This is a genomic window from Spirochaetota bacterium (assembly GCA_004297825.1).
Lineage (GTDB): Bacteria > Spirochaetota > UBA4802 > UBA4802 > UBA5368 > FW300-bin19.
In genome coordinates, this window is record SCSX01000002.1 from 1 (window position 1) to 26,827 (window position 26,827).

A 26,827-nucleotide genomic window follows, 5' to 3' on the forward strand; every position below is an offset into this window, starting at 1 on the left:
ACGCGACCAGGCTCGCGGACGGAAGCCTCTCCATCATTATCGCCGATGTCGTGGGCCACGGCATCACCGCGGCGCTGGCCACCGGCGTGCTCAAGAGCGGGTATACGCTTTTCCTTGAAAAGTCGGGGGGGAAGCCCGGTGAAATCATGAGCATGCTCAACCGACATTTCTGCACGACCCTCTCCCACGTGTACGCCACCTGTTACTGTGCGCGCATCGCGGCTGACGGGCGCGGCGTGGTCTTCGCCAAGGGCGGTCATCATCACCCCCTCTTTTGGAAGGGCGGGAGAGGGGAATTCGAGTCGGTGAAGCTCAGCGGCACGGGGATAGGCATCATGCCGGATTCTGCGTATACCGAGATCGAGTTTCCCATAGGCCCGGGTGACAGGCTCCTCTTTTTCACCGACGGCGTGATCGAGCAGCATGGCCCGGACGGTTCCATGTATTCCGAGGAGCGCCTGCGGGACCTCCTGGAGGCGCTCATAGGATCGGGCGAGAGGGACGTGCTGGATGTCATCATGCGGGATCTCATGCGCCATGCGGGCGTCACGCACCTGGAAGACGACATCACAATGCTCTACCTCGAGTTTTAATCGGCCCCCGCGCGCCTGAAAAGTAAATACCTTGACTTTACATTTTCACGCGGTTAGAGTTTTCCCCGACCTTGATCTTACCGATCACCATCACCATCTCTTCAAATATCGCATGGGGGACGGATATGAAATATCAAATGAAACACCAGCCCTCGTATACGCTGCTCCACCTCGAGCTCGCGCCGGGCGAACAGGTGAAGACCGAGGCAGGCGCCATGGTGTATATGAGCCCGCAGCTGGGTATCGAGACGCAGTTCGGAAGCGGCATACTGTCGGCCGTTGCGCGGAAATTCCTGGGCGGGGAATCTTTGTTCGTGAATATCTTCAGCGCGGGCCAGCAGGCGGGATTCATTGGCCTGGCGACCGGGCTGGTGGGCGACGTCTTTCACCAGCCCATGACGGGCAAGGCGCTGTTCGTTCAATCGGGATCCTACCTGGCATCGTCGCCCCAGATCGACGTCAAGGCCCAGTTCGGCGGGCTCAGGATGCTTTTCGGCGGCGAGGGATTTTTTCTCCTCAAGGTGACGGGGATGGGAGACCTGTTCTGTTCCTCCTACGGCGCGATCATCCCCATCGACGTGGACGGCACCTATACCGTGGACACGGGACACATCGTGGCCTTCGAGGAAAGCCTTCAATTCAACGTCAAGCGCGTGGGCGGATGGAAATCGACCTTTCTCTCGGGCGAGGGACTGGTGTGTGAATTCAGCGGGAAGGGCAGGCTCTGGATCCAGTCCCGCGTCCCCGGCGGTTTCATAGGCTGGGTAAGCAAACTGTTGCCGAGGTGAGGCCATGAATATCGACATCAAGTACAATCCTTCATACGCGATGGCGCTGGTCAAGCTCGCCGACGGCGAGCAGGTCCAGGCGGAGGGCGGCGCCATGATGAGCATGTCGCCCAACGTGGCGATCGAGACGCACCGCGCGACGAAAAAGGGCGGCCTTCTCAAGTCGCTCAAGGCCGCGTTCCTGGGCGGCGAGTCTTTCTGGATGAACACCTTCACCGCCCGCGGGGGCCCGGGAGAGGTCGCGCTCGCGCCCACGCTGCCGGGAGACGTGCGGCTTATCCAGTGCGCGGGAACGGTTTTCGTGCAGTCGAGCTCGTACCTCGGGGGATCACCCTCGCTGGAAATAGACACGAAGTTCCAGGGACTCAAGGGTTTTTTCAGCGGTGAATCGCTCTTCTTCCTTAAAGTGACTGGGAACGGCCCGCTTCTCATTTCCAGCTACGGCGGGATCGAGGAGCTGCCGGTGCAGGGCGAGATACTGGTGGACACCGGCCATATAGTCGGGTTCCAGGAGGGACTCAGCTACGAGATCAGGAAGCTGGGCGGCTGGAAATCCTTCTTCCTGGGCGGCGAGGGGCTTGTTGCCCATTTCAAGGGAAGCGGAAAGCTGTGGGTGCAGTCGAGGAACATACCCGCGTTTACCAAGTGGCTGGCCGAAAAACTGCCGCCCAAAAAACAGTAAGGAGGAAGCCATGAACCACGAACTACTCGGGAAACCCGATTTCCCCATAGTGAAGATCGCGCTCGCCGCGGGAGAATCCGTCGTCGCCGAATCCGGCGCCATGGTCGCGATGTCGGCGAGCGTTTCCATCAAGACCGAGGCGCGCGGCGGCATACTCCAGGCCGCCAAGCGATCGTTGCTGGGCGGCGAATCGTTTTTCGTGAATACCTTCACCGCGGGTGGAACCCCGGGAGAGGTCTACTTCGCGCCCGCGACCACCGGCGATCTGGAACATATCGCGCTGAATGCCACGGACCTCATCATGTCGCGCGGCGCCTTCGTATGCTCGAGCCCGGGAGTCGCCGTCGACAGCAAGTGGGGCGGCTTCAAGGCGCTCTTCGCGGGGGAGGGGCTTTTCTTCCTTAAAGTCTCCGGCACGGGGGACGTATTTTTCTCGAGCTTCGGGGCCATCCACAAGGTCGCGGTAAGCGGGGAATACATCGTCGACACGGGTCATATCGTGGCCTTCGAGCCCTCATTAAGCTACCGGATCGACAAGGTGGGCGGCCTCAAGTCGCTTTTCCTGTCCGGGGAGGGCTTGGTGTGCCGGTTCAGCGGCACGGGAACGGTCTGGATACAGACGCGCAACCAGAATTCCTTCGCGGCGTGGGCCGACCAGTTCAGGCGGGTTGAGCGCAGCGGTTCGAGCGACGACTGAGCGCAGCGCGGGAAGAGTTGCCGGATACCGCCCTGGGGCGGTATCCGCGTTTCTATACTTTGTCTTTGAGTTTCGAATAAAGCTCGTTGTTTACCAGCGCGGAGAGGGACTTGAGGATTTCGTCTCTCCTGCCGCCAAGCTTGATGTCGTTTTTCACCGACATTACGAGCGCGTTTACGAGAAGTTCGTCACTGGCCATTTATTTCCTCCGGGTATTCCTGCATTAGAAGGTATCGGAAGGAATGGTGCGCACCTTAACCACCGCCGACATGCGGTCAGGCGGGAAAGCTCAGTAAGACGGGGACGGGGTCCGATACCCTTACGGGCGGGGATCGAGACGATTCGTTCGGGAAAACTTCGATGAAAAAAATTCAGCGGTGCCCCTGGCCCACGTTCGACGATCCCCTCTATTTGAAGTACCACGATGAAGAATGGGGCGTCCCGGTCCGTGACGACCGGCTCATCTTCGAGTTCCTGGTGCTGGAGGCCTTCCAGGCGGGTCTGTCCTGGCGCACCGTTCTTCACAAGCGGGATAATTTCCGCAGGGCCTTCAATAATTTCAATTTCAGGAAGATCGCGCGCTACGGCCCCGGGGAAATTAAAAGGCTCATGGGTGACGCGGGCATCGTACGCAACAAGGCCAAAATCGCGGCGGCCGTGAACAACGCGGCCCGTTTCATCGAGGTCGCCGCCGAGTTCGGCTCCTTCTCGGACTATATGTGGAAGTGGGTGGGCGGCACGCCCATGATGCACCGGTTCGAGACGCTTGAAGACTATCGGCCCTTTACCGGCGAGGCGGCCGCGTGGGCGAAGGATCTGAAAAAGCGCGGATTCAAGTTCCTGGGCCCCACGGTGATATACGCCCACATGCAGGCAACAGGCATGGTCAACGACCATACGATCGGGTGCTTTCGTTACCGGGAAATCAAGAGGCTGTCGGCTGGGTTCACGGCGTGAATGTTCCTGAAGCTCCATTTCGCGCGGGCCGGTGTATCGGCGCCCCGGTTTCATTTTATAAACTGGGACTTCCCGGAAATCACGCCTCCTTGACATTCCCCTGCGAGTGCAGCCGGAAGGCGGTTCAGGATGAGTCGCCGGAAAAATCTGCTTGTAAACAATGATGATCGGATTTATTGCCTCTCGTATCGACGCAGAACACGCAGGGGGCCGATACGCAATGGGCGGATTGAAAGAACTTATGGGCGAGAAGGTGCATACGCGCGACATCTCCATTTCGACGCACGTCGCCGGGGACGATTCGATCATTATCGAGGGGGAGCTCGTGGACCGCAGGCTGAAAGAATACTTCCTGTTCACCGGAGAAAAAAAATTTCCGGGCGTACTCCATCACATGATCGTGCGGCTGCATCTCGAGGGGCCGCGCCTGAAGATCCTCGACGTGGAAACCGAGATGCCCGGGATCCCCCGCGACGAATGCCTGGAAATGCGGGACTGCCTGAAGCCCATCGTGGGAATGACCATCACCGCCGGTTTTACCGGGAAGGTGAAGGAGCTCGTCGGGGGGGTGAACGGGTGCTTTCACGTGCAGACGCTTCTCCTCGCCCTGGCCCCCGCCGCGGTCCAGGGGTACTGGTCCAACCGCATGAGGAAGCGCATGGACAGGGACAGCATCCCCAAAAAGGACCGCGCGAAATTCCTGCCGGTAAACTCATGCGGCGTCTGGCGCGAGGACGGCCCCCTCATCGCGAAGGTCATGAAGGAGCTTGAAATAGACTGATGCGCATCGCGCTCGTCATCCCCCCGGTGAAGGACCTGTATTTCACGCCCCAGCGCGCGTCCTTCCTGGGGGTGCATACGATCGCGCGTTTGCTGGAAGAGCGCGGGATCGAGCACCGGGTTTTCAGCGGCGTGCGCACGAGGGGACGCCCGGTCCCCGTGCCTGACGAAGTCTCCTACTTGGCGGAATATCTGGGCCGCGAAGGTTTTTTCACGGGCTATAAGAGGTTCGGCATTACGGCCGAGCTCCTTGCCCGGCAGGTGGTCGAATACGCCCCTGACATGGCATTCGTTTCCTGCTTCGCCTATGGGTACGCGGAGGAGGCGATTGAGGTCATCGATGCGCTCAAGGCGCAGTTCCCCGGAATGCTCGTCGTTGCAGGGGGCCCCGGGGTTACCGCGTATCCGGATTACTTTCTTCGCCACTCCCGGGTCGACGTCGTCGCGCCGGGATCCGCAGAACAGAGTATCGGCCCCCTGATCCTCGACCCGTATTCGGCACCGGGCGCTCGTTTCCGGAAAAGCGGCGGAGATATCGCGGCGAACCCGTTCGCGCCGGACGACACATCGTTCAAACCGGTAACGACGCTCATGCGGGAATCGCACGATACGATGTACTATTCCGCGATGCTCTCCCGCGGCTGTCCCCGAAGGTGCTCGTTCTGCTCGGTGAGGCTCTCCTTCCCGCACTACGGCTGGGCGCGGGGGGCCGATATACTGTCGATGATCGGGCGCATTCCGCGCACGGGAAAGCGCGTGCACGTCAACTTCGAGGACGATAATCTCCTGGAGGAATTCGAGCGCTTCGCGGAGGTGCTCGCCGCCCTGGATCTTCACACCGGGGGTAACTTCAGCTTTTCCATGGAGAACGGGGCCCGGTACGCGCTCCTGGACCCGGATCGCATCCGCGCGCTCATGCGCTATCGCATAACGCAATTGAATCTCCCCCTGGTGACCCGCGACGAACGCCTCCGGATCGCCGCCGGACGTCCCGCCCCGTACGCCGATTTCACCGCGATTGCCGCCGAATGCACGCGCGCGGGAATTCCCGTAGTCGCCTACCTGATCGCCGGGCTCCCCGGCGAAGGGGCTGAATCGGTACGGGAGGGAATCGAGTTCCTGAATGGCCTGCGCGTACTCGTCGGCATATCCCCGTTTTACCCGGTACCGGGCATCGCCGGATACGAAGACCCCCGGGCATTCGACGGAATCCCGCCGCGCAGGTGCACCGGGATGTCATTTTTTCCCTGGCACGATATCGGTACCGCCGCAATGGTCGGGCTCTTTCGTCTGGCACGTCGCGCAAACCTGGGCGTGCACGATTAAAATAAAATCGTCTAAGAATTTTTTTCGAACACCTGGTTAAATCTGCTTGTATTCATGACGGGAAATAATTCAAAAAATTGTAGTTGAAATATTATTGAATTCCTAATAAGTTGCCGGAATTCTGAAATTGTTCGTTCGTCAGCACTTATTTTCCGGTAATTCAACATTTATGTAGTCCTGTCAGCCTGCCTGATCCGGGAAGGGGATGGTTTTATATATTCAGAATTACCGGGTATTCAATAACAACTCATCTTTATGCGAAGAGGGTATATGGGAACAAACATCGCCACAGTAGTAACCGGTGTCGTGGACGCGTACAAGAAGGACCGCTCGATGCTTCTGGAAATAGTACGCGACGTCCAGGCACAGCTCGGATGCGTATCCGACGATGCGATCAGCCAGATCGCAAAATCGCTGAACGTATCGCGGGTCGACGTAGACGGCGTGGTCACCTTCTATCATTTTTTCTCGAAGACTCCGGTCGGGAAATACTCCGTGTACCTGAACAACAGCGTCACGGCGCACATGAACGGAAGGGCCGCGGTCGCAAAATCCTTCTCGGATCAGGCAGGGTGTAATTTCGGTCAGACTACGTCGGACGGACTTATCGGGCTGTTCGACACCTCCTGCATCGGCATGAACGACCAGGAACCCGCCGCCATCATTAATGGCGCGGTTTTCACAAGGCTTAACGAGGACAAGGTCAAGTCGATAGTCGCCGCTATGAAGGCGGGGAAAAAGGTCGGGGACATGGTGAAAGAATACGGGGACGGGGCCAACCAGTCCGCACTCGTCAAGGCTATGGTGAACAATAATGTCCAGAGGAAGGGCCCGGTCCTGTTCGCGCCCTTCGAGTCCGGGAAGGCGATCAAGGCGGCCACGGCGCAATCGTCCGAGGACGTGATCGAGGAATTGAAAATCTCCAACGTGCGGGGACGCGGCGGGGCGGGTTTCCCGACCGGCATGAAGTGGGAATTCTGCCGCAATGCGCAGGGGGCGAAACACTACGTGGTGTGCAACGCCGACGAGGGAGAACCCGGAACCTTCAAGGACCGGGTGATACTGACTGAGCTGCCCGCCCTTCTTTTTGAAGGCATGGCGGTTGCCGGCTACGCGGTGGGAGCATCGGAAGGCATCCTGTATCTCCGCGCGGAATACATGTATTTGAAACCCTATCTCGAGGACGTGCTGCAGGCGCTCCGGAAAAAGAGTGTGCTGGGCATGAACGCGGGCGGAAAGAGCGGTTTCAATTTCGACATCAAGATCAAGATGGGCGCGGGTGCGTACATTTGCGGGGAGGAATCGGCACTCATCGAATCGGCCGAGGGAAAACGCGGCGAACCGCGCAACCGGCCGCCGTTCCCCGTCCAGAGCGGGTACATGGGGTATCCCACGACGGTGAACAACGTGGAAACGTACTGTTCGGCGGCGCGCATCGTCCTGGAAGGCGGGAAATGGTTCAAGTCGATGGGTACGGCGCAGTCTGCCGGTACGAAGCTCGTAAGCGTATCGGGCGACTGCCGCAAGGCGGGCGTGTACGAAATCGAGTTCGGCACCACGGTGCAGACGCTCCTTGAGATGGTGGACGGGCGCACGGCGAAGGCCGTCCAGGTCGGGGGCCCCTCGGGCACGTGTGTGGGGAAGAAGGATTTCGGACGACGCATATGCTACGACGATCTCGCGACGGGCGGATCCGTAATCGTGATAGGACCGAACAGGGACATCCTCGAAGTAGTCCAGAATTTCATGGAGTTTTTCGTGGAGGAGTCATGTGGATGGTGCACCCCCTGCAGGGCGGGTAACCAGATCCTTTTGCACAAGCTCGAGAAGATCAGGAGCGGGCATGGCACCGTGACGGACCTCTCCGAGCTCGAGTACTGGTGCAAAATCGTGAAGACGATGAGCCGCTGCGGGCTGGGCCAGACATCGCCCAATCCAATCGCCACCACGATACAGAATTTCAGGGAATTATACGAGGCCAGGCTTATCAAGGGTGAGGATTACGCCACCGAATTCGACCTGCTGGCTTCCGTCCAGGATTCCTGCAAGGCGGCGGGAAGAATACCAAACATCCACGAGGAACATTAAAATGAGCGATATACAATTCACGATAGACGGCAAGGAATGTACGGCCGGCAAAGGCCAGACAATAGTCGATGCCGCCAGGGAAAACGGCGTATACATCCCGACGCTGTGCAATTACCAGGGGATGAAGCCCGCGGGTACGTGCAGGATGTGCACCGTCAAGGTTGGCGGCCGCACCATGGCGGCATGCACGACGCCCGCCGCCCCCGGCATGGTCGTTGAAAGCAATACCCCGGAGATCGAGGATATGCGCAAGGCGATCGTCGAGATGCTTTTTGTCGAGGGTAATCACATGTGTCCCACGTGCGAAAAGAGCGGCAACTGCGAGCTCCAGGCGCTGGGATACCGGTATACGATGATGGTGCCGCGCTTTCCGTACCTGTGGCCCGTACGCGACGTCGACGCGTCCTCACCCAAGATATACCTGGACCGGAACCGCTGCGTTCAGTGTCTCAGGTGCGTCCGCGGTATCGTGACGGCGGACGGGAAGCATGTATTCGGGCTCGTGAAGCGCGGTAACAAGACGATCATCGATATCGACGGCGAGCTCGCCGCGGGTCTTTCCGAGGAACAGGCGAAGAAGGCGATGGACCAGTGCCCGGTAGGGGCCATCCTCAGGAAAGAAGTCGGATTCACCGTGCCTATCGGCAAGCGCAAGTATGATACGAAGCCGATCGGCAGCAGCCTGTAGGCGCACGGCGGGGCGGCGTCGTGCCGCCCGCCGGAAAAATTATTCCGGAGAAAAGTGATGAGCAAACCAATAGTCGCAACGGCATCGCTGGCAGGCTGCTTCGGCTGTCACATGTCCATTCTGGATATAGACGAAAGGATTTTAACGCTGATAGACCTGGTTGAATTCCACAAATCGCCTATCGATGACATCAAGACATTTTCGAAGATGTGCGATATCGGCATCATCGAGGGCGGTTGCTGCAACAGCGAAAACGTGGAAAACCTGCGCTCGTTCAGGAAGAATTGCAAGGTCCTGATATCTATGGGCGAATGCGCCATCATGGGCGGGCTGCCCGCGATGCGTAACGGCATACCGGTACGGGAATGTCTCGAGGAGGCATACCTGAATTCGCCCACGGTGGACGACAAGATCATCCCCAACGACGATGAGCTGCCCATGATCCTGGACAGGGTTTATCCGTTACACGAGATCGTGAAGATAGACTACTTTCTCCCCGGCTGTCCGCCCCGCGCGGACCTTATATGGGGGGCGCTCGTGGCCCTGCTCGAGAACAAGCCGCTCAACCTGCCGTACGAAGTCGTCAAGTTCGATTAAGGAGAATTGTTATGGGTAGAAAAATTACGATAGAACCGGTAACCAGGGTCGAAGGGCACGGAAAGGTCACCATCCAGCTCGATCCCCAGGGGAACGTGACCGATTCCCGGCTTCATATAGTCGAGTTCCGCGGTTTTGAGCGATTCGTCCAGGGCAGGCCCTTCTGGGAAGCCCCGGTGCTGGTGCAGCGACTGTGCGGAATATGCCCGGTCAGTCACCACCTCGCCGCGGCGAAGGCTGTCGACGTGATCGTGGGAGCGGGGACCGGCGACGGCCTTACCCCCACGGGCGAAAAAATGCGCCGTCTCATGCATTACGGCCAGATGTTCCAGTCGCACGCGCTGCACTTCTTTCACCTCGTGTCGCCCGACCTCCTGTTCGGCGTGGACGCTGACCCCGCGATACGCAACGTGATCGGCGTGGCGATTCATCATAAAGATCTGGCTGTCCAGGGCGTGATGATGCGCAAATTCGGGCAGGAGATTATCCGCGCCACCGCGGGGAAAAAGATTCATGGAACCGGCGCCATCCCCGGGGGGGTGAACAAGTGCCTCACCGTTCAGGAGCGCGACGAGTTCCTCAAGGGCCCCGATCCGCTGAACGTCGAGAAGATGCTCGCATGGGCGCAGGGGGTGCTGGAGTTTTTCAAGGGATACCACGCGAAAAACGCCGCGTTCATCGATAACTACGCGGTATTTCCCTCCAATCACCTGAGCCTGGTGCGCAAGGACGGCGCGCTCGACCTGTATCACGGCGTGCTGCGCGCGGTGGATACGGACGGGAAAAAGATCCTGAACGACGTCGATTACCAGGATTATCTCCAGTACATCGGCGAAGAGGTGAAGTCGTGGAGCTACATGAAGTTCCCCTACCTCAAGTCCATCGGGAAAAAGGACGGGTGGTACACGGTGGGGCCGCTCGCGCGTCTCAATACCTGCGATTTCATTCCGACCCCGCTCGCCCAGAAGGAGTTCGAGGCATACAAGGCGTACACGAAGGGCAAGCCCAACAATATGTCCATGCACATGCACTACGCGCGCCTTATCGAGCTCCTGCACTCCATAGAGATGATACGGGACCTGTTGAACGATCCCGATCTTCTTAAAGACGATCTCGTTAAGAAGGGAGCGCGGCAGAGCGAAGGCGTGGGGCTCATCGAGGCGCCGCGCGGAACGCTCTTCCACCATTACCGCGTAAACGAGAACGACCAGATCACGATGGCCAATCTCATAGTCTCCACTACCAACAATAACGAGCCCATGAACAGGGCGGTGAATCAGGTCGCGATGAAGAACATCAGCGGGCAAAAGGAGGTGAGCGAGGGCATGCTCAACATGGTCGAGGTGGCGATACGCGCCTACGATCCGTGTCTCTCCTGCGCCACGCACGCGCTCGGCAAGATGCCGCTCGAGCTCGAGATGGTCGATGAACGCGGCGCCGTAATCGGGACGCTGAGGAAGTAGCGATGTCGATTCGCACGCTTGTATACGGCTACGGGAATCCCGGACGGGAGGACGACGGACTCGGCGTGGAGCTTGCGCGACGCGTCGAGGAAGCCGGAATTCCCGGGGTCGCGTGCGACAGCAACTACCAGCTCAACGTCGAGGATGCGCTCGAAATCGCCGAATACGACGCGGTCGTTTTCGCCGATGCGTCCGTATCCTGTGCGGAGCCTTTTACATTCAACGGGCTGGAGCCTGCGCATGAAATAAGCTTTACGACCCACGCCATGCTGCCCGGGTCGGTGCTTGCCTTGTGCGAGGACCTGTACGGAAAAAAGCCGTCGTCGTTCATCCTTGGTATCCGCGGATATTCGTGGGAGCAGCGGGAAGGACTGAGCGCGCAGGCCGTGAGCAATCTCGAAAAAGCGTTTGACTTTCTGCTTCCGCTCCTTCGAGAATCTGCGGTGCGGGCGCTCGAAGGGAAATCCGCCGCATACGCGCATTGCAGCGATTGAATTTATTCGATTAATTACAGGAGACAAAAACATGGCTGATCAGAAACTGGTATATATCATTGACGACGATCCCGATATTCTCGACTCGATAAATGCGATACTTTCCGCGGAGGGATTCCGCGTGGAAACCGCGTTGAGCGGAGAAGAAGGACTCGAGAAGCTGAAAACCATAAAACCGGACCTTATCCTCTGCGACATGATGATGGAGAGGATCGACGCGGGCACCAAGGTCGCCCAGGAGATACGGAAGACCAACAAGTCGATACCGATCTACCTTCTCAGCAGTATCGGTTCCGCTACTGCCATGAATATCGAGGTCGATAAGCTTGGCTTTGACGGCGTGTTTCAGAAACCCGTTGCGCCCTCGGCGCTGATTTCCACGGTCAAGAAAGCGCTCCACATGTAATCGGAACAGAGTAATTTTATCGTTCAAAAGGCGGGGCACGTGCCCCGCCTTTTCATTCACTTTCGCGGTTCCGCACCCCCCCAGAAAATAGGCCGCCGGCTAAAATATTGGACGAGTTTCCCGAGATCGACTGCAACACGGTCATGGTCTATCCGCGGGGAGAAGGCATCGCGGTAGTCGACAGCCGCATTTTCTTCATGGATGCGCGTGAGCGCACCGCCGCCCTGGCGCGTTAATGCTTGACCTCCGGTCGCGGATGCGGTATTCAGCCCGATAACGCCTGAAAATATACCGTATGCAGATGATAGCGCGACTGTTTAATAAGCCGGGTATATCCCGGGGAGAGCTTCTCGTTCACCTGAGGAACAGTTGGGCCATGTCCTGGCCCATGATCTTCATCATGTTCTTCGACTTCCTGATCAACCTCACGGACGTATATATCGCCGGCCGGCTGGGCAAGGAGGTCCAGGCGTCGGTGGGATTCGTGTCGCAGGTCTACTTTATATTCATCGTCGTCGCGAACGCCCTGACGGTGGGGACCGTATCCACGATCTCGAAGCTCTCCACCTCGGGCGACGAGAACGCGCTGCGCACCACGGTGTACTCGGTCCTGACCTCAACGATCGTTTCCGGGTTTTTCCTGTCGATCGGCGGCTTCCTGCTTTCGGGGCCGGTGATTTCGACGCTCGGGGTGCCCCAGGCGGTAAAGGAATTCGGCATCCCGCTCGTCGAGGTATACGCCTGCGGTCTGGTCTTTCACTATTTCCTCATCACGACAAACGGGATACTGCGCGCCCACCGCATGGTGAAACAATCCATGATCACCATGGCATGCGTCTGCGGCATCAACCTCGCCCTCAATTTCACGCTCGTGTTCAATACCCCCCTGGGATTCAGGGGTATCGCGCTTTCTACGGCCCTGAGCTACCTGGCCGGCGCTCTCATTAATGCGATTCATGTTAAAAAGTTATTTACGGGAGCGCGAAGGTTTTCTATTGAAATTGTAAGGAAGGTCGCGCGCATCGGCTGGCCGGCGGGAATGGTGCAGGTGATGTGGCAGCTCGGATCGGCGGTGCTTTTCATCATACTGTCGAAATTGCCGGAAAACAATATCGAGGTACTCGCTGCGTTCACGAACGGGCTCAGGATCGAGGCGGCAATCTTCCTGCCCGCGTTCGCCTTCAACATGGCCAATGCCGTGGTGGTCGGGAACCTGATCGGCGCGGGGCGCAAGGCGGACGCGTTCAGGGGAGGCATGACGACCGCGGCTATCGGGGTGGGTATCATTACCGTGCTCACCGCCATCGTGGTGCTCCAGGCGCGGTCATTCTCGTCCTTTCTCTCGGGCAACGAGACGGTGATCGGGGAAAGCGTGCGCTACTTGTACATCAGCATGGCGAGCGAACCGTTCATGGCCTGGGCCGTGATCACCGGCGGGGCGCTGAGCGGCGCGGGCGACACGCGCGGCATCATGAAAATAGTCGTCTTCAGCCAGTGGGCCGTGAGGCTCCCGATGGCGTATCTGCTGGGCATCGTCGCGGGGCTGGGCCCCGTCGCGGTGTGGTGGTCGATGAACGCTTCGATATTCGTTCATTTCGTCCTGATTACACGTCGTTATCTTCGCGGAAAATGGGTGGACTATGCGTAAAGAAAAGCTCTCGATCGAGCACCGGCAGGCGCTGTACGGAAAGTTGAAGGACCTTGGCCTGTCGATTTCCGAATACAGCTTCGCCAACCTTTTCCTGTTCAGGGACGCGCACGACTACGAGGTCATATTCGACGATCAGCTTTTCGTCGCCGGCAAGACCTATGCGGGCGAGGCATTCCTGCTTCCCGTGTTCGACGTGCGGACGGCGGATATCGACTATCTAAAGAAGATGATGGGTTCGGGCGCAATGCTCTTCCCCATCGCCGAGGAGTGCATCGGCGCCTTCGACGAGAAGGATTTCCTCCTCGATTACCACGAGGACGACATGGATTACGTGTTCACCGTGGAGAAGATATCGACCTACCCGGGGAAAAAGCTTCACGGGAAACGCAACCTGCTCGAGCAGTTTCTCACCGCCTACGACCATGAAAAGTTCGCCATAGACAAGGAAAGGAGGGCCGATGCGCTGGCCATCCTCGATCGATGGCAGAAGGAATCGGGAATGCCGGAACAGGAAACGGACTACCGCGCGTGCCGGGAGGCGCTGGAGAGACAGGACGATCTTCTTCTCTGCGGCGGAATTTATTATGTTTTCGGGGAGCCGGCCGGTTTCATCCTGGGCGAGGCGATCAACGAGGACATGTTCGCGCTCCATTTCGCGAAGGGTCTCACGCATTTCAAGGGGATATACCAGTTCATGTACAACAGCTGCGCGGGGGTGCTCGGACTGCATTATAAATTTCTCAACTTCGAACAGGACCTGGGAAAGATCGCGCTGCGCAGGGCAAAGTCCTCGTACCATCCCGATCTCATGCTGAAAAAGTACCGGGTGCGGCTGCGCTGAGTATCGGAGACCCGCTACAGCGTGCGCTGGAAGAATTCCCTCACGCGGCGCTCCGATTCGGTCCTGAACTGATTCCATTCGCGCACGTGCCGGGTGCACGCCGGCGACCACATCTCCTTGGCGATGATCGATTTTCCGTTCGCCATGGCAGTTTTCCCCGCAACAGGTAATTTTGGATTCAGCCGGGAGCCTATCCGGAAGATTCCGGGAAATCAAGCAGGAAAAAAGCGTTTGATTTTTTACCCCGCCTGTGGTTTTGTATTCTTTCGCGTTCCTGTCGTTCTGCATGGCGCGTACGCCGGTATCGGTATTCACTGTCCGCGGGAGAATTCAGTGGGGAACATTATCATCGTGGGATTCGGATCGGCGGGCTACGCCGCGGTCATGGCGGTCAAGCGCGCCGATTCGCGCGCCGCAGTGACCGTGCTCGATCCCAAGCATGAGGACCTCATGCATCCCTGCGGGCTCCCCTACGCGCTGGAAGGCCACGTGAACAGCGATCACCTCGTGCAATCGATCAACCTGCACCGGATGGGCGTAAAAAAAATCAAGGCGCAGGCCTTGAGGATCGACGGCGGTGCGCGCGTCATTCACGCCCGGGTCGACGGCGACGCCATCGAAGTGAAGTACGATACGGCGATTCTCTGTACCGGGAGCGTGCCCTATGTACCCCCCGTTAAGGGAGCGACGGAGACTCGGGATTCCGGGCTGTTTACCCTCACGAATATCGCCGACCTGGAAAGAATAAGGGCGCGGATAAAAACTGCCGGCGCGGCGATCGTGATCGGGGCGGGGGCGATCGGGCTCGAGACGGCCGTGGCGCTCAAGGAATACCTTCCCTCGGTCGTCGTCCTCGAGATGAAGCCGCAGGTGCTGCCGGGCGTACTCGACCCGGACATGTCGCGGCTGGTCGAAAGCTATCTTGAGAGCATAGGTTTGGAATTGAAGCTTTCCACGACGGCAGGGGAGATACTTTCTGAAAACGGGTTCGCGGGGGTGCTGTCGGGCGGGGATCGTCTTGAGGCGGACATGGGCATACTCTCGGCCGGTTTTCGTGCGAACACCGAACTCGCCCGGCTCTCCGGGATCGAGCACGGCGACGACGGAATTATCGTCGATGAAAGCCTGGCGACGTCACTGCCCGGCGTGTACGCCGCGGGCGACTGCATCGCGGGATGGTCCGTGATCGATGGAAAGCGTGTACCCGCAAAGCTGGCGACGTGCGCCTATAAGCAGGGTACGACCGCAGGCCTGAACGCCGCGGGCAAACGTGCCGTGTACCGCGGAACCGCGGGCACCTTTGTCACGAAAATAGGCGCGCTCGAGGTCGCCGGTACGGGCTACACGTCGGGCACCGCGGAGATTTGCGGGTATGAGACGGTATCCGGAAAAATAACATCCAATTACCTCCCGGAATATTTCCCGGGGGGCTCCGAGGTTTCGATAAAAATAATCTGCGACCGCGCGTCGGGAAGGATTCTCGGGGCCCAGGCAATAGGCGAGCGCGGGGCCGCGGAGAGGATCAACCTGATAAGCATGGCGCTCGAGTTCGGCGTTTCGGCCGGGGAATTCGGGCGGGTGGAGCTTGCGTATTGCCCGGCCGTGAGTGAAGTACACGACCCGGTTTTCAAGGCCGTGGAGTTTGCCATGCGAAGGATGGCCCGCTAGATGAAACGGACGCCGCTGTACGAAGAACACGTGAAACTCGGGGCCCGCATGGTCGATTTCGCGGGATGGGACCTGCCGGTCATGTACACCTCGATCATCGATGAACATGCCGCGACGCGCACCGCTGCGGGACTTTTCGACGTGTCCCACATGGGGGAGATACTCGTGAAGGGCGCCCAGGCGAAGACGCTCCTGGGGAGGCTCATTCCCACGAGCATGGACCGCCTGATCCCCGGGCACTGCATGTACAGCTGCCTGTGCAACGAGCGTGGCGGGGTGGTTGACGATATCTTTATTTTCATGATCGGCGAGGGCGACTACTATATCGTGGTAAACGCCGCGACCGCCGAAAAGGACCTTGCGTGGATCAACGGCCATAACGAAACCTCCGCCGCGGTCATCGACGTGTCGGCGGAAACGGCCAAGATCGACCTGCAGGGCCCGCGCGCGCGTGAAATCGCGGCGCGCGTGCTGGATGACGATACGCCGGCTGGGCTTGCCCGCTTCCAATTTACCCATGTAACCTACGGGTCGAGCCCCATGATGGTCTCCCACTCGGGCTACACCGGCGAGCACGGGTACGAGTTTTTCCTGCCGAACGCGAACGCGGTGAAATTGTGGACCGGGATTCTGGACGCGGGGCGCGACCTGGGTCTCAAACCCGCGGGGTTGGGCGCGCGCGACTCGCTCAGGCTTGAAGCGGCGTATTCCCTGTACGGGCACGAGATCACCGACGACATATCGCCTATAGAGGCGGGGATCGGCTGGTTCGTGAACTCCGCCGACGATTATATCGGAAAAGAAATCCTGGTTGCCCACAAGGCGGGCGGCGCCGGCAGGGAAACCGTCTGTATCGAGATACCCGGCAGGGGGGTGCCGCGCGAGGGATGCGCCGTGTACTCGGGGGACGACCGGCTGGGCACCATGACGAGCGCCGGCTTTTCCCCCACGCTACGCAAGGGGATTGGGCTCGCGCTCGTGCGCAGGGGAACCGCGCAGGCGGGTATGGATGTCCAGGTTGAAATTCGCGGCGCGAGGATTCCCGCGCGCGTCGTCCGCAGGCCGTTCTATAAGTTTCATGACTGATACTACTGGGTTTAGCAGCACACAATGATGAGGAGGGACGGATGAGCACAATACCCGAGGAACTGAAATACACAAAAGAGCACGAATGGCTGCGGATGGACGGCGATTTTATCGCCGTATGCGGGATCACCGACCATGCGCAGGAAATGCTCACCGATATCGTGTTCGTCGAGCTCCCGGAGAAGGGACTCGATCTTGAAAAAGGGGAACAGGCCGCGGTGGTCGAATCGGTAAAGGCTGTGTCCAACATTTACGCCCCCGTTTCGGGAAAGGTGATCGAGGTGAACACGATCCTCGAGGATTCGCCGGAACTGGTGAACAGCGATCCCTACGGCGAAGGCTGGATATTCAAATTGGAAATAAAGGGCGCGGCCGAGCTCGACGACCTTCTGAACGCCGACGACTATGCCGCCCACGTGGAAGCGGAGAAATAATCGTGACCTACACCTGCACCACGAACGACGACCGCGAACATATGCTGAAGGAGATAGGCGTGGGGAGCGTCGACGACCTGTTCTCCGATATTCCGGAGGCGATCCGGCTGGGCGGCGTGCTCGATCTGCCGGAACCCCTGGGCGAACAGGAAGCCTCCCGTCTCGCCGAGGGGCTCGCCTCGAACAACAGGATCTGCGTTTCCTTTGCGGGGGCGGGCGCGTATAACCACTACGTCCCCGCGGTAGTCGACGCCCTTTCGTCACGCTCGGAATTTTATACCGCGTATACCCCCTACCAGCCGGAGGTGAGCCAGGGGACGCTTACCGCGATTTTTGAATTCCAGTCCATGATCGCGCGGCTCACCGGCATGGATGTGGCGAACGCAAGCCTCTATGACGGGGCCACGGCGCTGGTCGAAGCGGTGCTCATGGCGGTACGGACGACCGGAAGAACGGGAATCCTTGTATCGAGCGCCGTTCACCCCCACTACCGCGAGGTGCTTCGGACCTATGCGTGGGCCAACGATCTCCAGGTGAGGGAGATACCCGCTCCCCGGGGAACGACCGATCCGGGAAGCCTGAAGGATTTGATGGACGATTCCGTGGCGGCCGTAGCGATTCAGAACCCGAATTTTTTCGGATGCATCGAGGACCTGGCGTCGCACGCGGCGCCGGCGCATGGCACGAAAGCCTGCCTTATCGCGCTCGTCACCGAGCCGGTGAGCATGGGAATCCTAAAATCCCCTGGGGCGTGCGGCGCGGATATCGCATGTGGCGAAGCCGCGAGCCTGGGCAATTATATGGGGTTTGGCGGTCCCGCACTCGGCTTTATCGCCGCGGGTAAAAGCTTCATGCGGAATATGCCGGGAAGACTTGTCGGGAAAAGCGTGGATACCGACGGAAGGGAGGCCTACGTGCTCACCCTTCAGACAAGGGAACAGCATATTCGCCGGGAAAGGGCGACATCGAATATCTGCACCAACCAGGGACTGTGCGCCCTGAGGACCGTGATGTATCTCGCCCTGGTGGGGCCGCGGCTGCGCGCGCTGGCGGATCTTAATCACAGGCTGGCTTCGCTCTGTAAAAATGAGCTCGGCAAAAAAGGAATCAGCCCGGTGTTCGACGCGCCCTATTTCAACGAATTTGCGGTAAGGGTGCGCGATCCCGAAAAGACGATCGCGCGGCTTGCAGAACAGGGCATGAACGCGGGGGTTTCGCTGGGACGCTATTATCCCGAGTACGCGGATTCGCTCCTGGTGTGCTGTACCGAATCGACGACATCCGAGGATATCAGGGCGCTTGCCTCGATGCTGTAGGCTTCAAATTGAAATATTTGTTCCGAATTTCATTTAAGGACCGGGCCGGAATTTCAGCTAAAAAACTTCTCGTGATCTTGATCCGCTCCCGATTGCGTTGTATTATATAACTACGTAAAAAGGAGGGAAGGATATCGCAGCTAAGGAGAGCGCTATGCACACGGGAGTGAATCCACCGTGGGGTAACGAAGATGCACCGGGTTCACCGTAAGGCCTGTAATATCAAGTGAATGTTACAGGCCTTACGCTATTAATGGGCCGCAAAATCAGGAGTGTGTCAAAATGAGGGTTTTGAGTAGTCTTGCAGTTTCCGTGGCCTTCCTGGTTTCCTGCACAATCTGGAGTCAGCGCCAGTGGGATGAGCTCCCCGATAAGACCTTCCGCCTTTCGTCATTCGTGTATTATAACAAGGCGGCCGACAAGGGGTCGGCTTTCACGTTCATGAAATCATACCCGGTCCGGGATATTTCAACCCTGCTGCGGAAAAAATACGGCATTGTCCTGGATACCACTGAATTCGAGTCATTTTTATCCGACCAGGGGAATGAGCGGAACCTGGACGCATCCGGGGTTTTTGTTTACGAGCGATTCGCATGGACCGCCCACGCCCCCGCCATCCAGGTATGCGAATTGGAATACGAAATCGCGATGGGGGACGATAGCACCGAAAGGCGCAGGTCCTGGACGGTGCGTCTCCTCACCCAGGGCAAGTCACGCCTCGTCCTGACCGACTTCCTGGAGGATGGGGAGCCGGTCCCGCACAGCCTCGCCGGCAGGCTTGGTATTCAGAAAATATGAATATCGGACCCGCGAAAAAATAAGATTTGATTTTTAACCGCTTGGTGTGGTGATATTACTGAAAATTACCAAAAGCTTCAATACATTACAAATATCGTGAGGAATTCGTATGTCAGCTATTAAAAGGACAGTTTTTTGTGCCGTAATCATGCTCATGGTGGCGTCCCTGGGAATCGTCGGATGCGGCAAAAAGGGGGAATTGATACTCGCGACCACGACGAGCACCCAGGACTCGGGGCTCCTTGACGTCCTCATTCCCGATTTCGAGAAGAAGGCAGGGCTCAAGGTCAAGACGATTGCCGTGGGTTCCGGCCAGGCCATGGCCATGGGCGAGCGCGGAGAGGCGGACGTGCTGCTGGTGCACTCTCCCGATGCCGAGAAAAAGTTCATGGATGCCGGTTTCGGCTCCGCGCGCCGGAAGGTCATGTACAATGATTTCATTATCGTGGGACCGGCCGATGACCCCGCTAAGATCAAGGGAGAAAAAACGTCTGTCGACGCGCTTAAAAAGCTCGCGGCCGCCGGTGCGATTTTCATGTCCCGCGGGGACAAGTCGGGCACCCACGCCAAGGAGCTCAAGCTCTGGAAGGACGGAAAGATCGACCCTGAAAAACAGAAATGGTACCAGTCAACCGGGCTGGGCATGGGCGAAACCCTGAAGGTCGCGTCCGAAAAAAAGGGGTATACCCTGGCAGACCGGGGGACCTATCTTGCACTCAAGAAAAACCTCGGGTTGGATATCCTTGTGGAAGGCGACGAAGCCCTTAAGAACGTGTACCACGTGGTTGAAGTGAATGCCCAGAAATTCCCCAAGGTGAACAAGGACGGGGCGAAGGCGTTCGCCGATTTTATCCTCTCGAAGGAAGTGCAGGCGGTCATCGGGAAGTTCGGCGTGGAGAAATTCGGCTCGCCGCTGTTTTTCCCTGACGCCGAAGCGAAGTAAAATATTCTTTCATGGATCTGATACTCGAGGGGATAAGCAAAGCCTTTTCCCTCCTGATTTCGCTGGATGCAGAGCTGTTTGCAGTGGTTCTGCTCACCCTCCAGATTTCGGGAAGCGCCACGCTGATAAGCCTGTTCCTGGGCATGAGCGCGGGGACGGCCGTGGCGCTTAACGCTTTTCCCGGGAAAAGACTTGTCGTGAGCATCATCAATACCGGCATGGGGCTGCCCCCGGTGGTAGTGGGTCTTTTTGTGGCCATAATGCTCTGGCGCAGCGGCCCGCTCGGATTCCTGGGCATCCTTTACACCCCGGGCGCCATGGTGATCGCCCAGTCGATTATCGCAACCCCCATCATAGCGGGGATCACGCTCGCCGCGATGCAGAATCTTCCCGATAAGCTGAGGCTCCAGATTCTCTCCCTGGGGGCGACACGGGCGCAGATGGTCTGGCTCCTCATGAAGGAGGCCCGCCTTCCGCTCCTGGCGGCCGTGATGGCCGGATTCGGAGGGGTCGTGTCGGAGATCGGCGCATCGATCATGGTGGGCGGCAATATCAAGGGCTATACGCGGGTGCTGACTACCGCGACGGTCATGGAAACGGGCAGGGGCAATTTCGATGTGGCGATTGCGCTGGGACTCGTTCTCCTGGCGCTTGCGTTCATCATCAATTATTTTCTAACCAGCGTTCAGCAGACGGGGCGTCGCTGAAAATGCAGGGGGCGCCTGTCATCGAGATCAGCGGCCTCACCGTGAAGAGGGATGAGGTCGTTGTGCTGAGCTTGGATTCCTTCACGCTTGAAGACAGGGAAGTCCTGGTGCTTATCGGCCCCAACGGGGCGGGAAAGACGACCCTGCTTCAAACGATTCTCAGGCTTATTCCCGCGCATTCAGGGTCCATACTTTTCAAGTCCCGGGACGCCCTTTCTATCGAGCAGCCGCACGCGTACAGGCGTCATTTCGGAATGGTTTTCCAGGAGCCCCTGCTTTTTAACACCCGTGTTTACGATAATATCGTTTCCGGGCTCAGGATCCGGGGTATGCCGGCGGCGGAGATGAAACGCAGGGCGGAAGAAGAAATGAAAAGATTCGGGATAGCGCACCTGGCAGACCGGTTATCCCGCACGCTTTCTGGGGGAGAGGCGCAGAGAACCAGCTTGGCGCGTGCCTTCGCGGTACGCCCCGAGGTCCTGCTCCTGGACGAGCCGTTCGCGTCGCTGGACAATCCTACCCGTGAATCGATCACCGCCGACCTGGAACGCGCGATTCGCGACACGGGAACGTCGATGATCATGGCCACGCATGACAGGGACGAGGCGCTTAGAATCGCCGACCGGCTTGCCGTGATGCAGGACGGGCGCATAATTCAAACCGGGCCGCCGGGCGAGATCATGGAGCGTCCCGCAAGCGAGTTCGTCGCCGGATTCGTGGGGACCGAGACCATACTCTCCGGAACGGTAAACGAGGTCCTTGAGGGCACCTTCGTGGTTCTGGTCCAGGGGAAGCGCGTGGAACTCGCAGGCGAGGCGCGGAAGGGTGAGCGCATCACGTTCTGCGTCAGGCCGGAGACCATCGTCCTCTCGAAAGGCGACATGGAACAGGTGAGTGCCCGCAACCGGTTCAGGGGTACCGTTACCCGGATAACCGCCTTGAGGCCTTATTCAAGGGTCCACGTCGACTGCGGGTTTCCGCTCATCGCCTGGATAACCCCTCACTCCGTCCAGGAACTGCTTCTCGCCGAGGGAGTGGATATCGAGGCATCCTTCAAGGCGACGGCCATCCACGTGATCAGGAGGGATGCAGGTTAATTACCCGTCGCGTAATCGCGCGGAAGGCCTGGTTTCCGCTGCGCCGGTGGTCAGGAAAAAATCATTTTATTAATGCTTGACATTGATATGAAAACGATCTTATACTCATGGCCGGTCTTACTGTAGCGATTCATATTCTGAATCCATGGAAGGATTCGCAATGAAAGAAAACAAGTCACGTGGTGTATATGATACGAGTATAGGAGGAACACGGATTACTTCGGTCGTTACGAAGATCATAATCATATTCACCGTGTTCATCCTTATCTCGAACCTGACGTCAAATTACATCAATCTCACGTTCAACCGCGCCAAGATGATAAGCCTCATGCAGCAGATGCTGGGTAAGGATCTCAAGGATATCTACCAGTTCTGCAACAACCAGTACGAAATCTACCATTATAACGAAGACCTGAAGGGCTCCATCGAGGCGATCGAGAACAAGGGACTGCACGAATTCAAGAACGAGAAATCGGTGCTCCTCGGGGTCAAACCCGACGGCAACTTTCTTTTCCAGGCTGCGAAATCGGAAAAGGCCCCCAAATTCGCCGATGTAGAAACCATGACGCTCCTTGAGAAGAACCGCGTCGCGAATGTCTCCGAGGGACTCGTTAATTTTCGCTACCACGACGAGGATTACTTCGGCATTTACAAGTTCAACGCCAAGTGGAATGCCTACATCGTGCGCGGCGAGGAACTGGGCGAATTCTACTCGGAATCCAGGATAATATTCAGGAATATCAGCCTCATCATCATTCTCATCACCGCTGCCAGCGCGATCGCGGGGATATATGTCCTAAGATACATGCTGCGCTTTATCCGGATAATTACCACCGAGATCATGCAGATGGTTTCCACGCAGAAGCTGCGTATTGTCGACCTGAAAGGCGCCCCGAATGATGACATCACCTTCCTGGGGGTGGCATTCAATTCGCTGGCAAGCACCATCAACAACCTGTTGAGTATCTTCAGTCGGTTTGCCAACAAGGACGTGGTGATCAAGGCCTACGAGGAGCGCGAGGTGCGCCTCGAAGGCACCCAGAAAGAGCTCACCATCATGTTCACGGACATCAAGAGCTTCACGTTCATCACCGAGACGCTGGGGGCGGATATCATAAAGCTCCTCAACCTTCACTATGACAAGGCCATACGGGACATTCACAGCCATGACGGCCTTGTAGGTTCCATCATCGGGGATGCGCTCCTGGCGGTATTCGGCGCACTTGACGAATACGAAGGGGAAGCAAAGAACAAGTCCCTCCAGGCGATTCAATCGGCCTACAAACTCCAGGAGATCGCGCAAATTCTCCGGGATGACATGGGAAAGAAGCGCAAGAATCTGGAACGAACCAAAGGCGGCGTCACCAGCGACGAAGAAAGGGTCTACCAGGCGGTGCTGCTGGAGATCGGCGTTGGAATCGACGGGGGGAACGTGTTTTACGGCAATATCGGATCCTACGTGCGAATGACCAATACCGTGATCGGGGACAACGTCAACGCGGCGTCGCGGCTCGAGGGTCTTACCAGGGTTTACAAGGTCCCGGTGATCTGTTCCGAATTCGTAAAGAACGATATCGAGACGAATGTCGACAAGTCGGGTGTGCGATTCGTCGAGATAGATACGGTTCAGGTCAAGGGGAAGACGAAGGGCACGAAGATTTACTGGCCCGTGCTCCAGTCCGAGCTCAGTCGCAAAGCGGAACAGGATGTCAACACATTCAATGACGGACTCGCAAGCTATTACAGGGGCGAATGGACCGCCGCGGCGAGGCAATTCAATAAATGCTCGCTCACGGTTGCCCAGGTTATGTATGAACGCGTTAAAGACACCAAACCTCCTCACAACTGGAACGGCGTATGGGAAATGAAAACCAAATGAAGAACCTCCCCGAGAGCATATCGATATTCCTTCCGGAAACCATACAGGACCCGGACGGCAAGCCGAAGCTTTATTCGCTCGTCGAGGAATTCGCAAAATCCAAGAAGAACAAGAACCCGTTCTTCTATGTGGCGGTGGGAAGCTTTGTCGCGGCGCTCATCTTCGCCGCGGTGATCGTCACCGTCTATGTGCAGCGTAAGTCGCTTTCGACGGATATCTCCATCAGCGAGTTCGAGGATATCAAGCTCATGGAGATTCTCGACACGGTCAAGAAATACGAAAATGACCTCAATATCGCCAGGCGGGAGCTCGCGGACCTGCAGGGGCAGCTCAACGACGAGCTCGCCTATGCGCCCGACGAGGCGAGCCGGCAGAGGATCCTGGCGCGAAGGCAGGCGATGATCGCCGCCAAGCAGCAGCGTATCAATGATCTCCAGGGGAAAATCGACCAGTACGACCAGCGTCTCCAGGAAAACGTGAAGAAGGCCGAGTCGATAGTCCAGAACTACCAGAAGCTGCACAAGGTCCAGATGGAAGAGCAGCGCCAGTATTACGAAAGAAAAATCGACGAAATGGTGCTCAGGTACAACCCCTTCTTCCAGTCCAGGCAGGTCATGGGAATCCTGAACGCGCCCATACCCGCCGTAAGGACGAACCCGAAGCTTACCGATTACCTGAAGGAGCTTCGCGAGGAGAATATCATCGCCGAGAAGGATTTCAAGTCCCTCCAGGGAATGGTAAACGACAATGCCGTCCTTGTCGCGCAGATGCTGGACGTTCCGTATAAAAACTCGGTCGCCCCCACATTACAGCACATGGATTACTACGCAAAGGCGATTGCGGAAAACTACGAGAAGCTTTGGACCGCCCTGGTGAGAGCGGTGCGCGAGAAAAACGAGGCCCTGGCGCATTATAAATATGCGTTCGATTATACCGCCAGGATAGACAACGAGGCCGGATTCATCATCGATGCCCGCGACATGAAAAGCATAATCGTCTACCTGAGCGGCAACCAGGCCGTGAAAGACGGGGATACGGGACTCGTATTCAGGACGGACGACAACTATATCGGTAAAATAGTTTTCTTCGCAACAACGACGGGAATGCGCGCGAAGATGATCGATATTCAGGACAACAGGGCGATTCGTCCTCTTGACAAGATTTTAATCAAACTGAAACAGGAGTGAGTATGAATCGATATAGCGTACTAACGGCTATTTTAAGCGTCGCAATTACCGCATCGGCTTTCGGTGCGGATTGGACCAAGCTGGGACTCACCGTCCTTGAAAAAAAGGAAGGAGACGGAGCGTATGAATACCGTCTCAAGGACGCCGGCGGACAGGAATTCGATATCCAGAGCGAGAAAGAGGTGAGCGACGATACCGTGCAGAGGGCACTCGGGTTGAAAACGACGCTCTCCGGGCGGGAATTGTTCAAGATCAAGGAGATCAAGTTCATCATTCTCCCGAACAGCATCGATGCGGTGATCGTACCCTCGTTTTTTACCTACAAGGATACGGATATCCTTCCCTGCCTGCCGTCGACGATTCTGTTTTCCCTCTCCGACAGGCTCGAGTATAATTTCAGAATCGTGAAAGATAATATATTCATGCGCATAAAAGGCGATTTTTCCACGGACGATGAGCTTGGCGAAAAGGTGGTGGGCGGCATAAAAAATCCGCTTTCGTTCGTCAGGATGCGCGATCCGGAGGTTTTTCTTACCAGGATCAACGAAATCGAGGACGCGAACAGAAAGCTGCGTAACGCCGTGATATCATGGCACAACACGGGATTTCTGGGGATCGGCTCCGGTCCCATCGATCAGAAGAAGGTAGACCGGGTGACCGCGCTGAAACGACAGAAACCGGACATGAAAAAGGACGAGGTAAAAGCGGCCCTGGAAAAAGAGGGGATTTCGGTATCCGGGAAGGAGTTGTCGATTATTTTCTCGGCGTATTTTAACGATTTCGAATAGTAACACGGCTTAATGCGGCACCATGCGTGCCGTGCGGCTTTTTGGGATGGCGTGGAGTGTGGGCCGGAAGGCTTGATCCGCGCCATTTTTTGTTTCAAGCGTCGTTTTGGCTTCGTATGCGAAGCAGAGATGAATTGAACGGCCGATATTATTCCTGGTTGGTCTGGGTGCAGGGCTATTCGTAATGGGTCCACATCCTGATAATTTTTACGATTTTTTCTTTCTTCAAAACCTGGTATACAAGGCGATGCCGGATAGTTATTCTTCGTGAGAATGCGCCTGATAAATCACCGATAAGCTTTTCGTAGGGCGGGGGACTTTGAAATGGGTTTTTTCTCAACAGGACCATGAGCAACTCGGCTTTTTCTCTGAGCCCTGCCAGTTTCAACTTTGCCGCGTCTTTTTGCGCCTGTCTGGTGAATATAAGACGGTATTTCACCAGGGCACTTCATCCGAACACTCGCCAACCGGCGTATTCAAACCCTGGATAATGGACTCCCTCATGCCCGGGACAGACAGAAGATACAAGGTTTCCTGGATGGCTTTCCAATCCTCCTCTGAAACCAAAACCGCATTCTTCCTTTTCCCCGTGATGTGAATGGGTTCATGAGAAGACTCAGTTTCATCAATAAGCCTGTAAAGCTTTTGTCGTGCCGTGGTGGCGGTTATCGTTTTCATGTGTCAGGTGCCTCACCGGTAGCAAGATAACGTTCGCTTTTCCGTACGTCAAGTGAATTATACCGGGCCGGCAGCCTTATTGTCCCATACGGGGAGTAAAACCCTCGACTTCAGTCGAAGACTTTAGTATGCTTGCGGGATGGAAAACTATCGTAGGTCAAGTCACTCGATATACGATATAAAGTATCATATTGT

The 26,827-nt window shown here is 57.3% G+C and carries 28 protein-coding genes; 26 read left to right on the forward strand and 2 right to left on the reverse strand.

Translation table 11 applies throughout. From position 1 onward, the window contains the following. The 26 genes from EPN93_00045 to EPN93_00170 all read left to right on the forward strand — a co-directional run. The coding region (locus EPN93_00045) for a serine/threonine-protein phosphatase (protein TAL39946.1) at positions 1-593 on the forward strand (593 nt) is incomplete at its 5' end. 125 nt (positions 594-718) lie between these two features. Beyond that, on the forward strand, positions 719-1,381 hold the full coding sequence (locus EPN93_00050) for a TIGR00266 family protein (protein TAL39947.1): 663 nt from the start codon (positions 719-721) through the stop codon (positions 1,379-1,381). Between the two features lie 4 nt (positions 1,382-1,385). Then, positions 1,386-2,063 carry a TIGR00266 family protein gene (locus EPN93_00055; protein TAL39948.1) on the forward strand — a complete coding sequence of 226 codons (678 nt, stop codon included), beginning with the start codon at positions 1,386-1,388 and terminating at the stop codon, positions 2,061-2,063. Positions 2,064-2,073: 10 nt separating this feature from the next. Then, complete coding sequence (locus EPN93_00060) at positions 2,074-2,760, forward strand: TIGR00266 family protein (protein TAL39949.1); 687 nt, start codon at positions 2,074-2,076, stop codon at positions 2,758-2,760. A 360-nt stretch (positions 2,761-3,120) separates the two neighbouring features. Beyond that, positions 3,121-3,717: a DNA-3-methyladenine glycosylase I gene (locus EPN93_00065; protein ID TAL39950.1), complete on the forward strand. Its 597-nt coding sequence runs from the start codon at positions 3,121-3,123 to the stop codon at positions 3,715-3,717. Positions 3,718-3,877: 160 nt separating this feature from the next. After that, positions 3,878-4,498: a DUF2889 domain-containing protein gene (locus EPN93_00070; GenBank protein ID TAL39951.1), complete on the forward strand. Its 621-nt coding sequence runs from the start codon at positions 3,878-3,880 to the stop codon at positions 4,496-4,498. Continuing rightward, positions 4,498-5,823, forward strand: a complete 1,326-nt coding sequence (locus tag EPN93_00075; protein TAL39952.1) for a radical SAM protein — start codon at positions 4,498-4,500, stop codon at positions 5,821-5,823. The genes EPN93_00070 and EPN93_00075 overlap by 1 nt, the downstream gene beginning before the upstream one ends. Positions 5,824-6,093: 270 nt before the next feature. Next, positions 6,094-7,911, forward strand: coding sequence for a hypothetical protein (locus EPN93_00080; GenBank protein ID TAL39953.1), 1,818 nt, complete (start codon positions 6,094-6,096; stop codon positions 7,909-7,911). 1 nt (position 7,912) lies between these two features. Beyond that, complete coding sequence (locus EPN93_00085; GenBank protein TAL39954.1) at positions 7,913-8,599, forward strand: 2Fe-2S iron-sulfur cluster binding domain-containing protein; 687 nt, start codon at positions 7,913-7,915, stop codon at positions 8,597-8,599. Positions 8,600-8,653: 54 nt separating this feature from the next. Then, positions 8,654-9,196, forward strand: coding sequence for an NADP oxidoreductase (locus EPN93_00090; GenBank protein TAL39955.1), 543 nt, complete (start codon positions 8,654-8,656; stop codon positions 9,194-9,196). 11 nt (positions 9,197-9,207) lie between these two features. Further along, positions 9,208-10,659 (forward strand): Ni/Fe hydrogenase subunit alpha, encoded by a 1,452-nt coding sequence (locus EPN93_00095; protein ID TAL39956.1) that lies wholly within the window; start codon positions 9,208-9,210, stop codon positions 10,657-10,659. 2 nt (positions 10,660-10,661) lie between these two features. Continuing rightward, positions 10,662-11,153, forward strand: a complete 492-nt coding sequence (locus EPN93_00100) for a hydrogenase maturation protease (protein ID TAL39957.1) — start codon at positions 10,662-10,664, stop codon at positions 11,151-11,153. Positions 11,154-11,184: 31 nt separating this feature from the next. Beyond that, entirely contained in the window at positions 11,185-11,559 is a 375-nt protein-coding gene (locus EPN93_00105) for a response regulator (GenBank protein TAL39958.1), read from the forward strand. A gap of 301 nt (positions 11,560-11,860) precedes the next feature. After that, positions 11,861-13,207 carry an MATE family efflux transporter gene (locus EPN93_00110; GenBank protein ID TAL39973.1) on the forward strand — a complete coding sequence of 449 codons (1,347 nt, stop codon included), beginning with the start codon at positions 11,861-11,863 and terminating at the stop codon, positions 13,205-13,207. Next, on the forward strand, positions 13,200-14,051 hold the full coding sequence (locus tag EPN93_00115; GenBank protein ID TAL39959.1) for a DUF2156 domain-containing protein: 852 nt from the start codon (positions 13,200-13,202) through the stop codon (positions 14,049-14,051). Before EPN93_00110 ends, EPN93_00115 begins: the two co-directional genes overlap by 8 nt. A gap of 123 nt (positions 14,052-14,174) precedes the next feature. Beyond that, complete coding sequence (locus EPN93_00120; GenBank protein ID TAL39960.1) at positions 14,175-15,719, forward strand: hypothetical protein; 1,545 nt, start codon at positions 14,175-14,177, stop codon at positions 15,717-15,719. Continuing rightward, the gene (gene gcvT, locus EPN93_00125; GenBank protein ID TAL39961.1) at positions 15,720-16,805 is read left to right on the forward strand and encodes a glycine cleavage system aminomethyltransferase GcvT; all 1,086 of its coding nucleotides are present in this window, start codon (positions 15,720-15,722) and stop codon (positions 16,803-16,805) included. It begins immediately after the preceding gene. A gap of 41 nt (positions 16,806-16,846) precedes the next feature. Continuing rightward, on the forward strand, positions 16,847-17,239 hold the full coding sequence (gene gcvH / locus EPN93_00130) for a glycine cleavage system protein GcvH (GenBank protein ID TAL39962.1): 393 nt from the start codon (positions 16,847-16,849) through the stop codon (positions 17,237-17,239). A 2-nt stretch (positions 17,240-17,241) separates the two neighbouring features. Continuing rightward, positions 17,242-18,555, forward strand: a complete 1,314-nt coding sequence (locus tag EPN93_00135; GenBank protein ID TAL39963.1) for an aminomethyl-transferring glycine dehydrogenase subunit GcvPA — start codon at positions 17,242-17,244, stop codon at positions 18,553-18,555. A 282-nt stretch (positions 18,556-18,837) separates the two neighbouring features. Beyond that, positions 18,838-19,353: a hypothetical protein gene (locus EPN93_00140; GenBank protein ID TAL39964.1), complete on the forward strand. Its 516-nt coding sequence runs from the start codon at positions 18,838-18,840 to the stop codon at positions 19,351-19,353. 109 nt (positions 19,354-19,462) lie between these two features. Then, on the forward strand, positions 19,463-20,296 hold the full coding sequence (locus EPN93_00145; protein TAL39965.1) for a tungsten ABC transporter substrate-binding protein: 834 nt from the start codon (positions 19,463-19,465) through the stop codon (positions 20,294-20,296). Between the two features lie 11 nt (positions 20,297-20,307). Further along, complete coding sequence (locus tag EPN93_00150) at positions 20,308-21,003, forward strand: ABC transporter permease subunit (protein TAL39966.1); 696 nt, start codon at positions 20,308-20,310, stop codon at positions 21,001-21,003. 2 nt (positions 21,004-21,005) lie between these two features. Beyond that, positions 21,006-22,100 carry an ABC transporter ATP-binding protein gene (locus tag EPN93_00155; GenBank protein TAL39967.1) on the forward strand — a complete coding sequence of 365 codons (1,095 nt, stop codon included), beginning with the start codon at positions 21,006-21,008 and terminating at the stop codon, positions 22,098-22,100. Between the two features lie 145 nt (positions 22,101-22,245). Then, entirely contained in the window at positions 22,246-23,979 is a 1,734-nt protein-coding gene (locus EPN93_00160) for an adenylate/guanylate cyclase domain-containing protein (protein ID TAL39968.1), read from the forward strand. Beyond that, entirely contained in the window at positions 23,958-25,166 is a 1,209-nt protein-coding gene (locus EPN93_00165) for a hypothetical protein (protein ID TAL39969.1), read from the forward strand. The genes EPN93_00160 and EPN93_00165 overlap by 22 nt, the downstream gene beginning before the upstream one ends. Positions 25,167-25,168: 2 nt before the next feature. Continuing rightward, complete coding sequence (locus EPN93_00170; GenBank protein TAL39970.1) at positions 25,169-25,954, forward strand: hypothetical protein; 786 nt, start codon at positions 25,169-25,171, stop codon at positions 25,952-25,954. Positions 25,955-26,129: 175 nt separating this feature from the next. On the opposite strand, the gene EPN93_00175 is transcribed toward EPN93_00170, so the two are convergent. Together EPN93_00175 and EPN93_00180 are read right to left on the reverse strand one after the other, a co-directional pair. Next, on the reverse strand, positions 26,130-26,393 hold the full coding sequence (locus tag EPN93_00175; GenBank protein TAL39971.1) for a Txe/YoeB family addiction module toxin: 264 nt from the start codon (positions 26,391-26,393) through the stop codon (positions 26,130-26,132). Further along, positions 26,390-26,632 (reverse strand): type II toxin-antitoxin system Phd/YefM family antitoxin, encoded by a 243-nt coding sequence (locus tag EPN93_00180; protein ID TAL39972.1) that lies wholly within the window; start codon positions 26,630-26,632, stop codon positions 26,390-26,392. The genes EPN93_00175 and EPN93_00180 overlap by 4 nt, the downstream gene beginning before the upstream one ends. Positions 26,633-26,827: the final 195 nt, after the last annotated feature.

What these genes read in the sequence shown, in the direction of transcription:
- EPN93_00145 (TAL39965.1), top strand. Translation starts at nt 19,463, where the DNA reads ATGTCAGCTATTAAAAGGACAGTTTTTTGTGCCGTAATCATGCTCATG.
- EPN93_00100 (TAL39957.1), top strand. Translation starts at nt 10,662, where the DNA reads ATGTCGATTCGCACGCTTGTATACGGCTACGGGAATCCCGGACGGGAG.
- EPN93_00065 (TAL39950.1), top strand. Translation starts at nt 3,121, where the DNA reads ATGAAAAAAATTCAGCGGTGCCCCTGGCCCACGTTCGACGATCCCCTC.
- EPN93_00110 (TAL39973.1), top strand. Translation starts at nt 11,861, where the DNA reads ATGATAGCGCGACTGTTTAATAAGCCGGGTATATCCCGGGGAGAGCTT.
- gcvT (TAL39961.1), top strand. Translation starts at nt 15,720, where the DNA reads ATGAAACGGACGCCGCTGTACGAAGAACACGTGAAACTCGGGGCCCGC.
- EPN93_00050 (TAL39947.1), top strand. Translation starts at nt 719, where the DNA reads ATGAAATATCAAATGAAACACCAGCCCTCGTATACGCTGCTCCACCTC.
- EPN93_00180 (TAL39972.1), bottom strand. Translation starts at nt 26,632, where the DNA reads ATGAAAACGATAACCGCCACCACGGCACGACAAAAGCTTTACAGGCTT.
- gcvH (TAL39962.1), top strand. Translation starts at nt 16,847, where the DNA reads ATGAGCACAATACCCGAGGAACTGAAATACACAAAAGAGCACGAATGG.
- EPN93_00105 (TAL39958.1), top strand. Translation starts at nt 11,185, where the DNA reads ATGGCTGATCAGAAACTGGTATATATCATTGACGACGATCCCGATATT.
- EPN93_00085 (TAL39954.1), top strand. Translation starts at nt 7,913, where the DNA reads ATGAGCGATATACAATTCACGATAGACGGCAAGGAATGTACGGCCGGC.
- EPN93_00075 (TAL39952.1), top strand. Translation starts at nt 4,498, where the DNA reads ATGCGCATCGCGCTCGTCATCCCCCCGGTGAAGGACCTGTATTTCACG.
- EPN93_00120 (TAL39960.1), top strand. Translation starts at nt 14,175, where the DNA reads ATGATCGATTTTCCGTTCGCCATGGCAGTTTTCCCCGCAACAGGTAAT.
- EPN93_00170 (TAL39970.1), top strand. Translation starts at nt 25,169, where the DNA reads ATGAATCGATATAGCGTACTAACGGCTATTTTAAGCGTCGCAATTACC.
- EPN93_00115 (TAL39959.1), top strand. Translation starts at nt 13,200, where the DNA reads ATGCGTAAAGAAAAGCTCTCGATCGAGCACCGGCAGGCGCTGTACGGA.
- EPN93_00150 (TAL39966.1), top strand. Translation starts at nt 20,308, where the DNA reads ATGGATCTGATACTCGAGGGGATAAGCAAAGCCTTTTCCCTCCTGATT.
- EPN93_00155 (TAL39967.1), top strand. Translation starts at nt 21,006, where the DNA reads ATGCAGGGGGCGCCTGTCATCGAGATCAGCGGCCTCACCGTGAAGAGG.
- EPN93_00165 (TAL39969.1), top strand. Translation starts at nt 23,958, where the DNA reads ATGGGAAATGAAAACCAAATGAAGAACCTCCCCGAGAGCATATCGATA.
- EPN93_00140 (TAL39964.1), top strand. Translation starts at nt 18,838, where the DNA reads ATGAGGGTTTTGAGTAGTCTTGCAGTTTCCGTGGCCTTCCTGGTTTCC.
- EPN93_00060 (TAL39949.1), top strand. Translation starts at nt 2,074, where the DNA reads ATGAACCACGAACTACTCGGGAAACCCGATTTCCCCATAGTGAAGATC.
- EPN93_00055 (TAL39948.1), top strand. Translation starts at nt 1,386, where the DNA reads ATGAATATCGACATCAAGTACAATCCTTCATACGCGATGGCGCTGGTC.
- EPN93_00070 (TAL39951.1), top strand. Translation starts at nt 3,878, where the DNA reads ATGATGATCGGATTTATTGCCTCTCGTATCGACGCAGAACACGCAGGG.
- EPN93_00080 (TAL39953.1), top strand. Translation starts at nt 6,094, where the DNA reads ATGGGAACAAACATCGCCACAGTAGTAACCGGTGTCGTGGACGCGTAC.
- EPN93_00160 (TAL39968.1), top strand. Translation starts at nt 22,246, where the DNA reads ATGGAAGGATTCGCAATGAAAGAAAACAAGTCACGTGGTGTATATGAT.
- EPN93_00095 (TAL39956.1), top strand. Translation starts at nt 9,208, where the DNA reads ATGGGTAGAAAAATTACGATAGAACCGGTAACCAGGGTCGAAGGGCAC.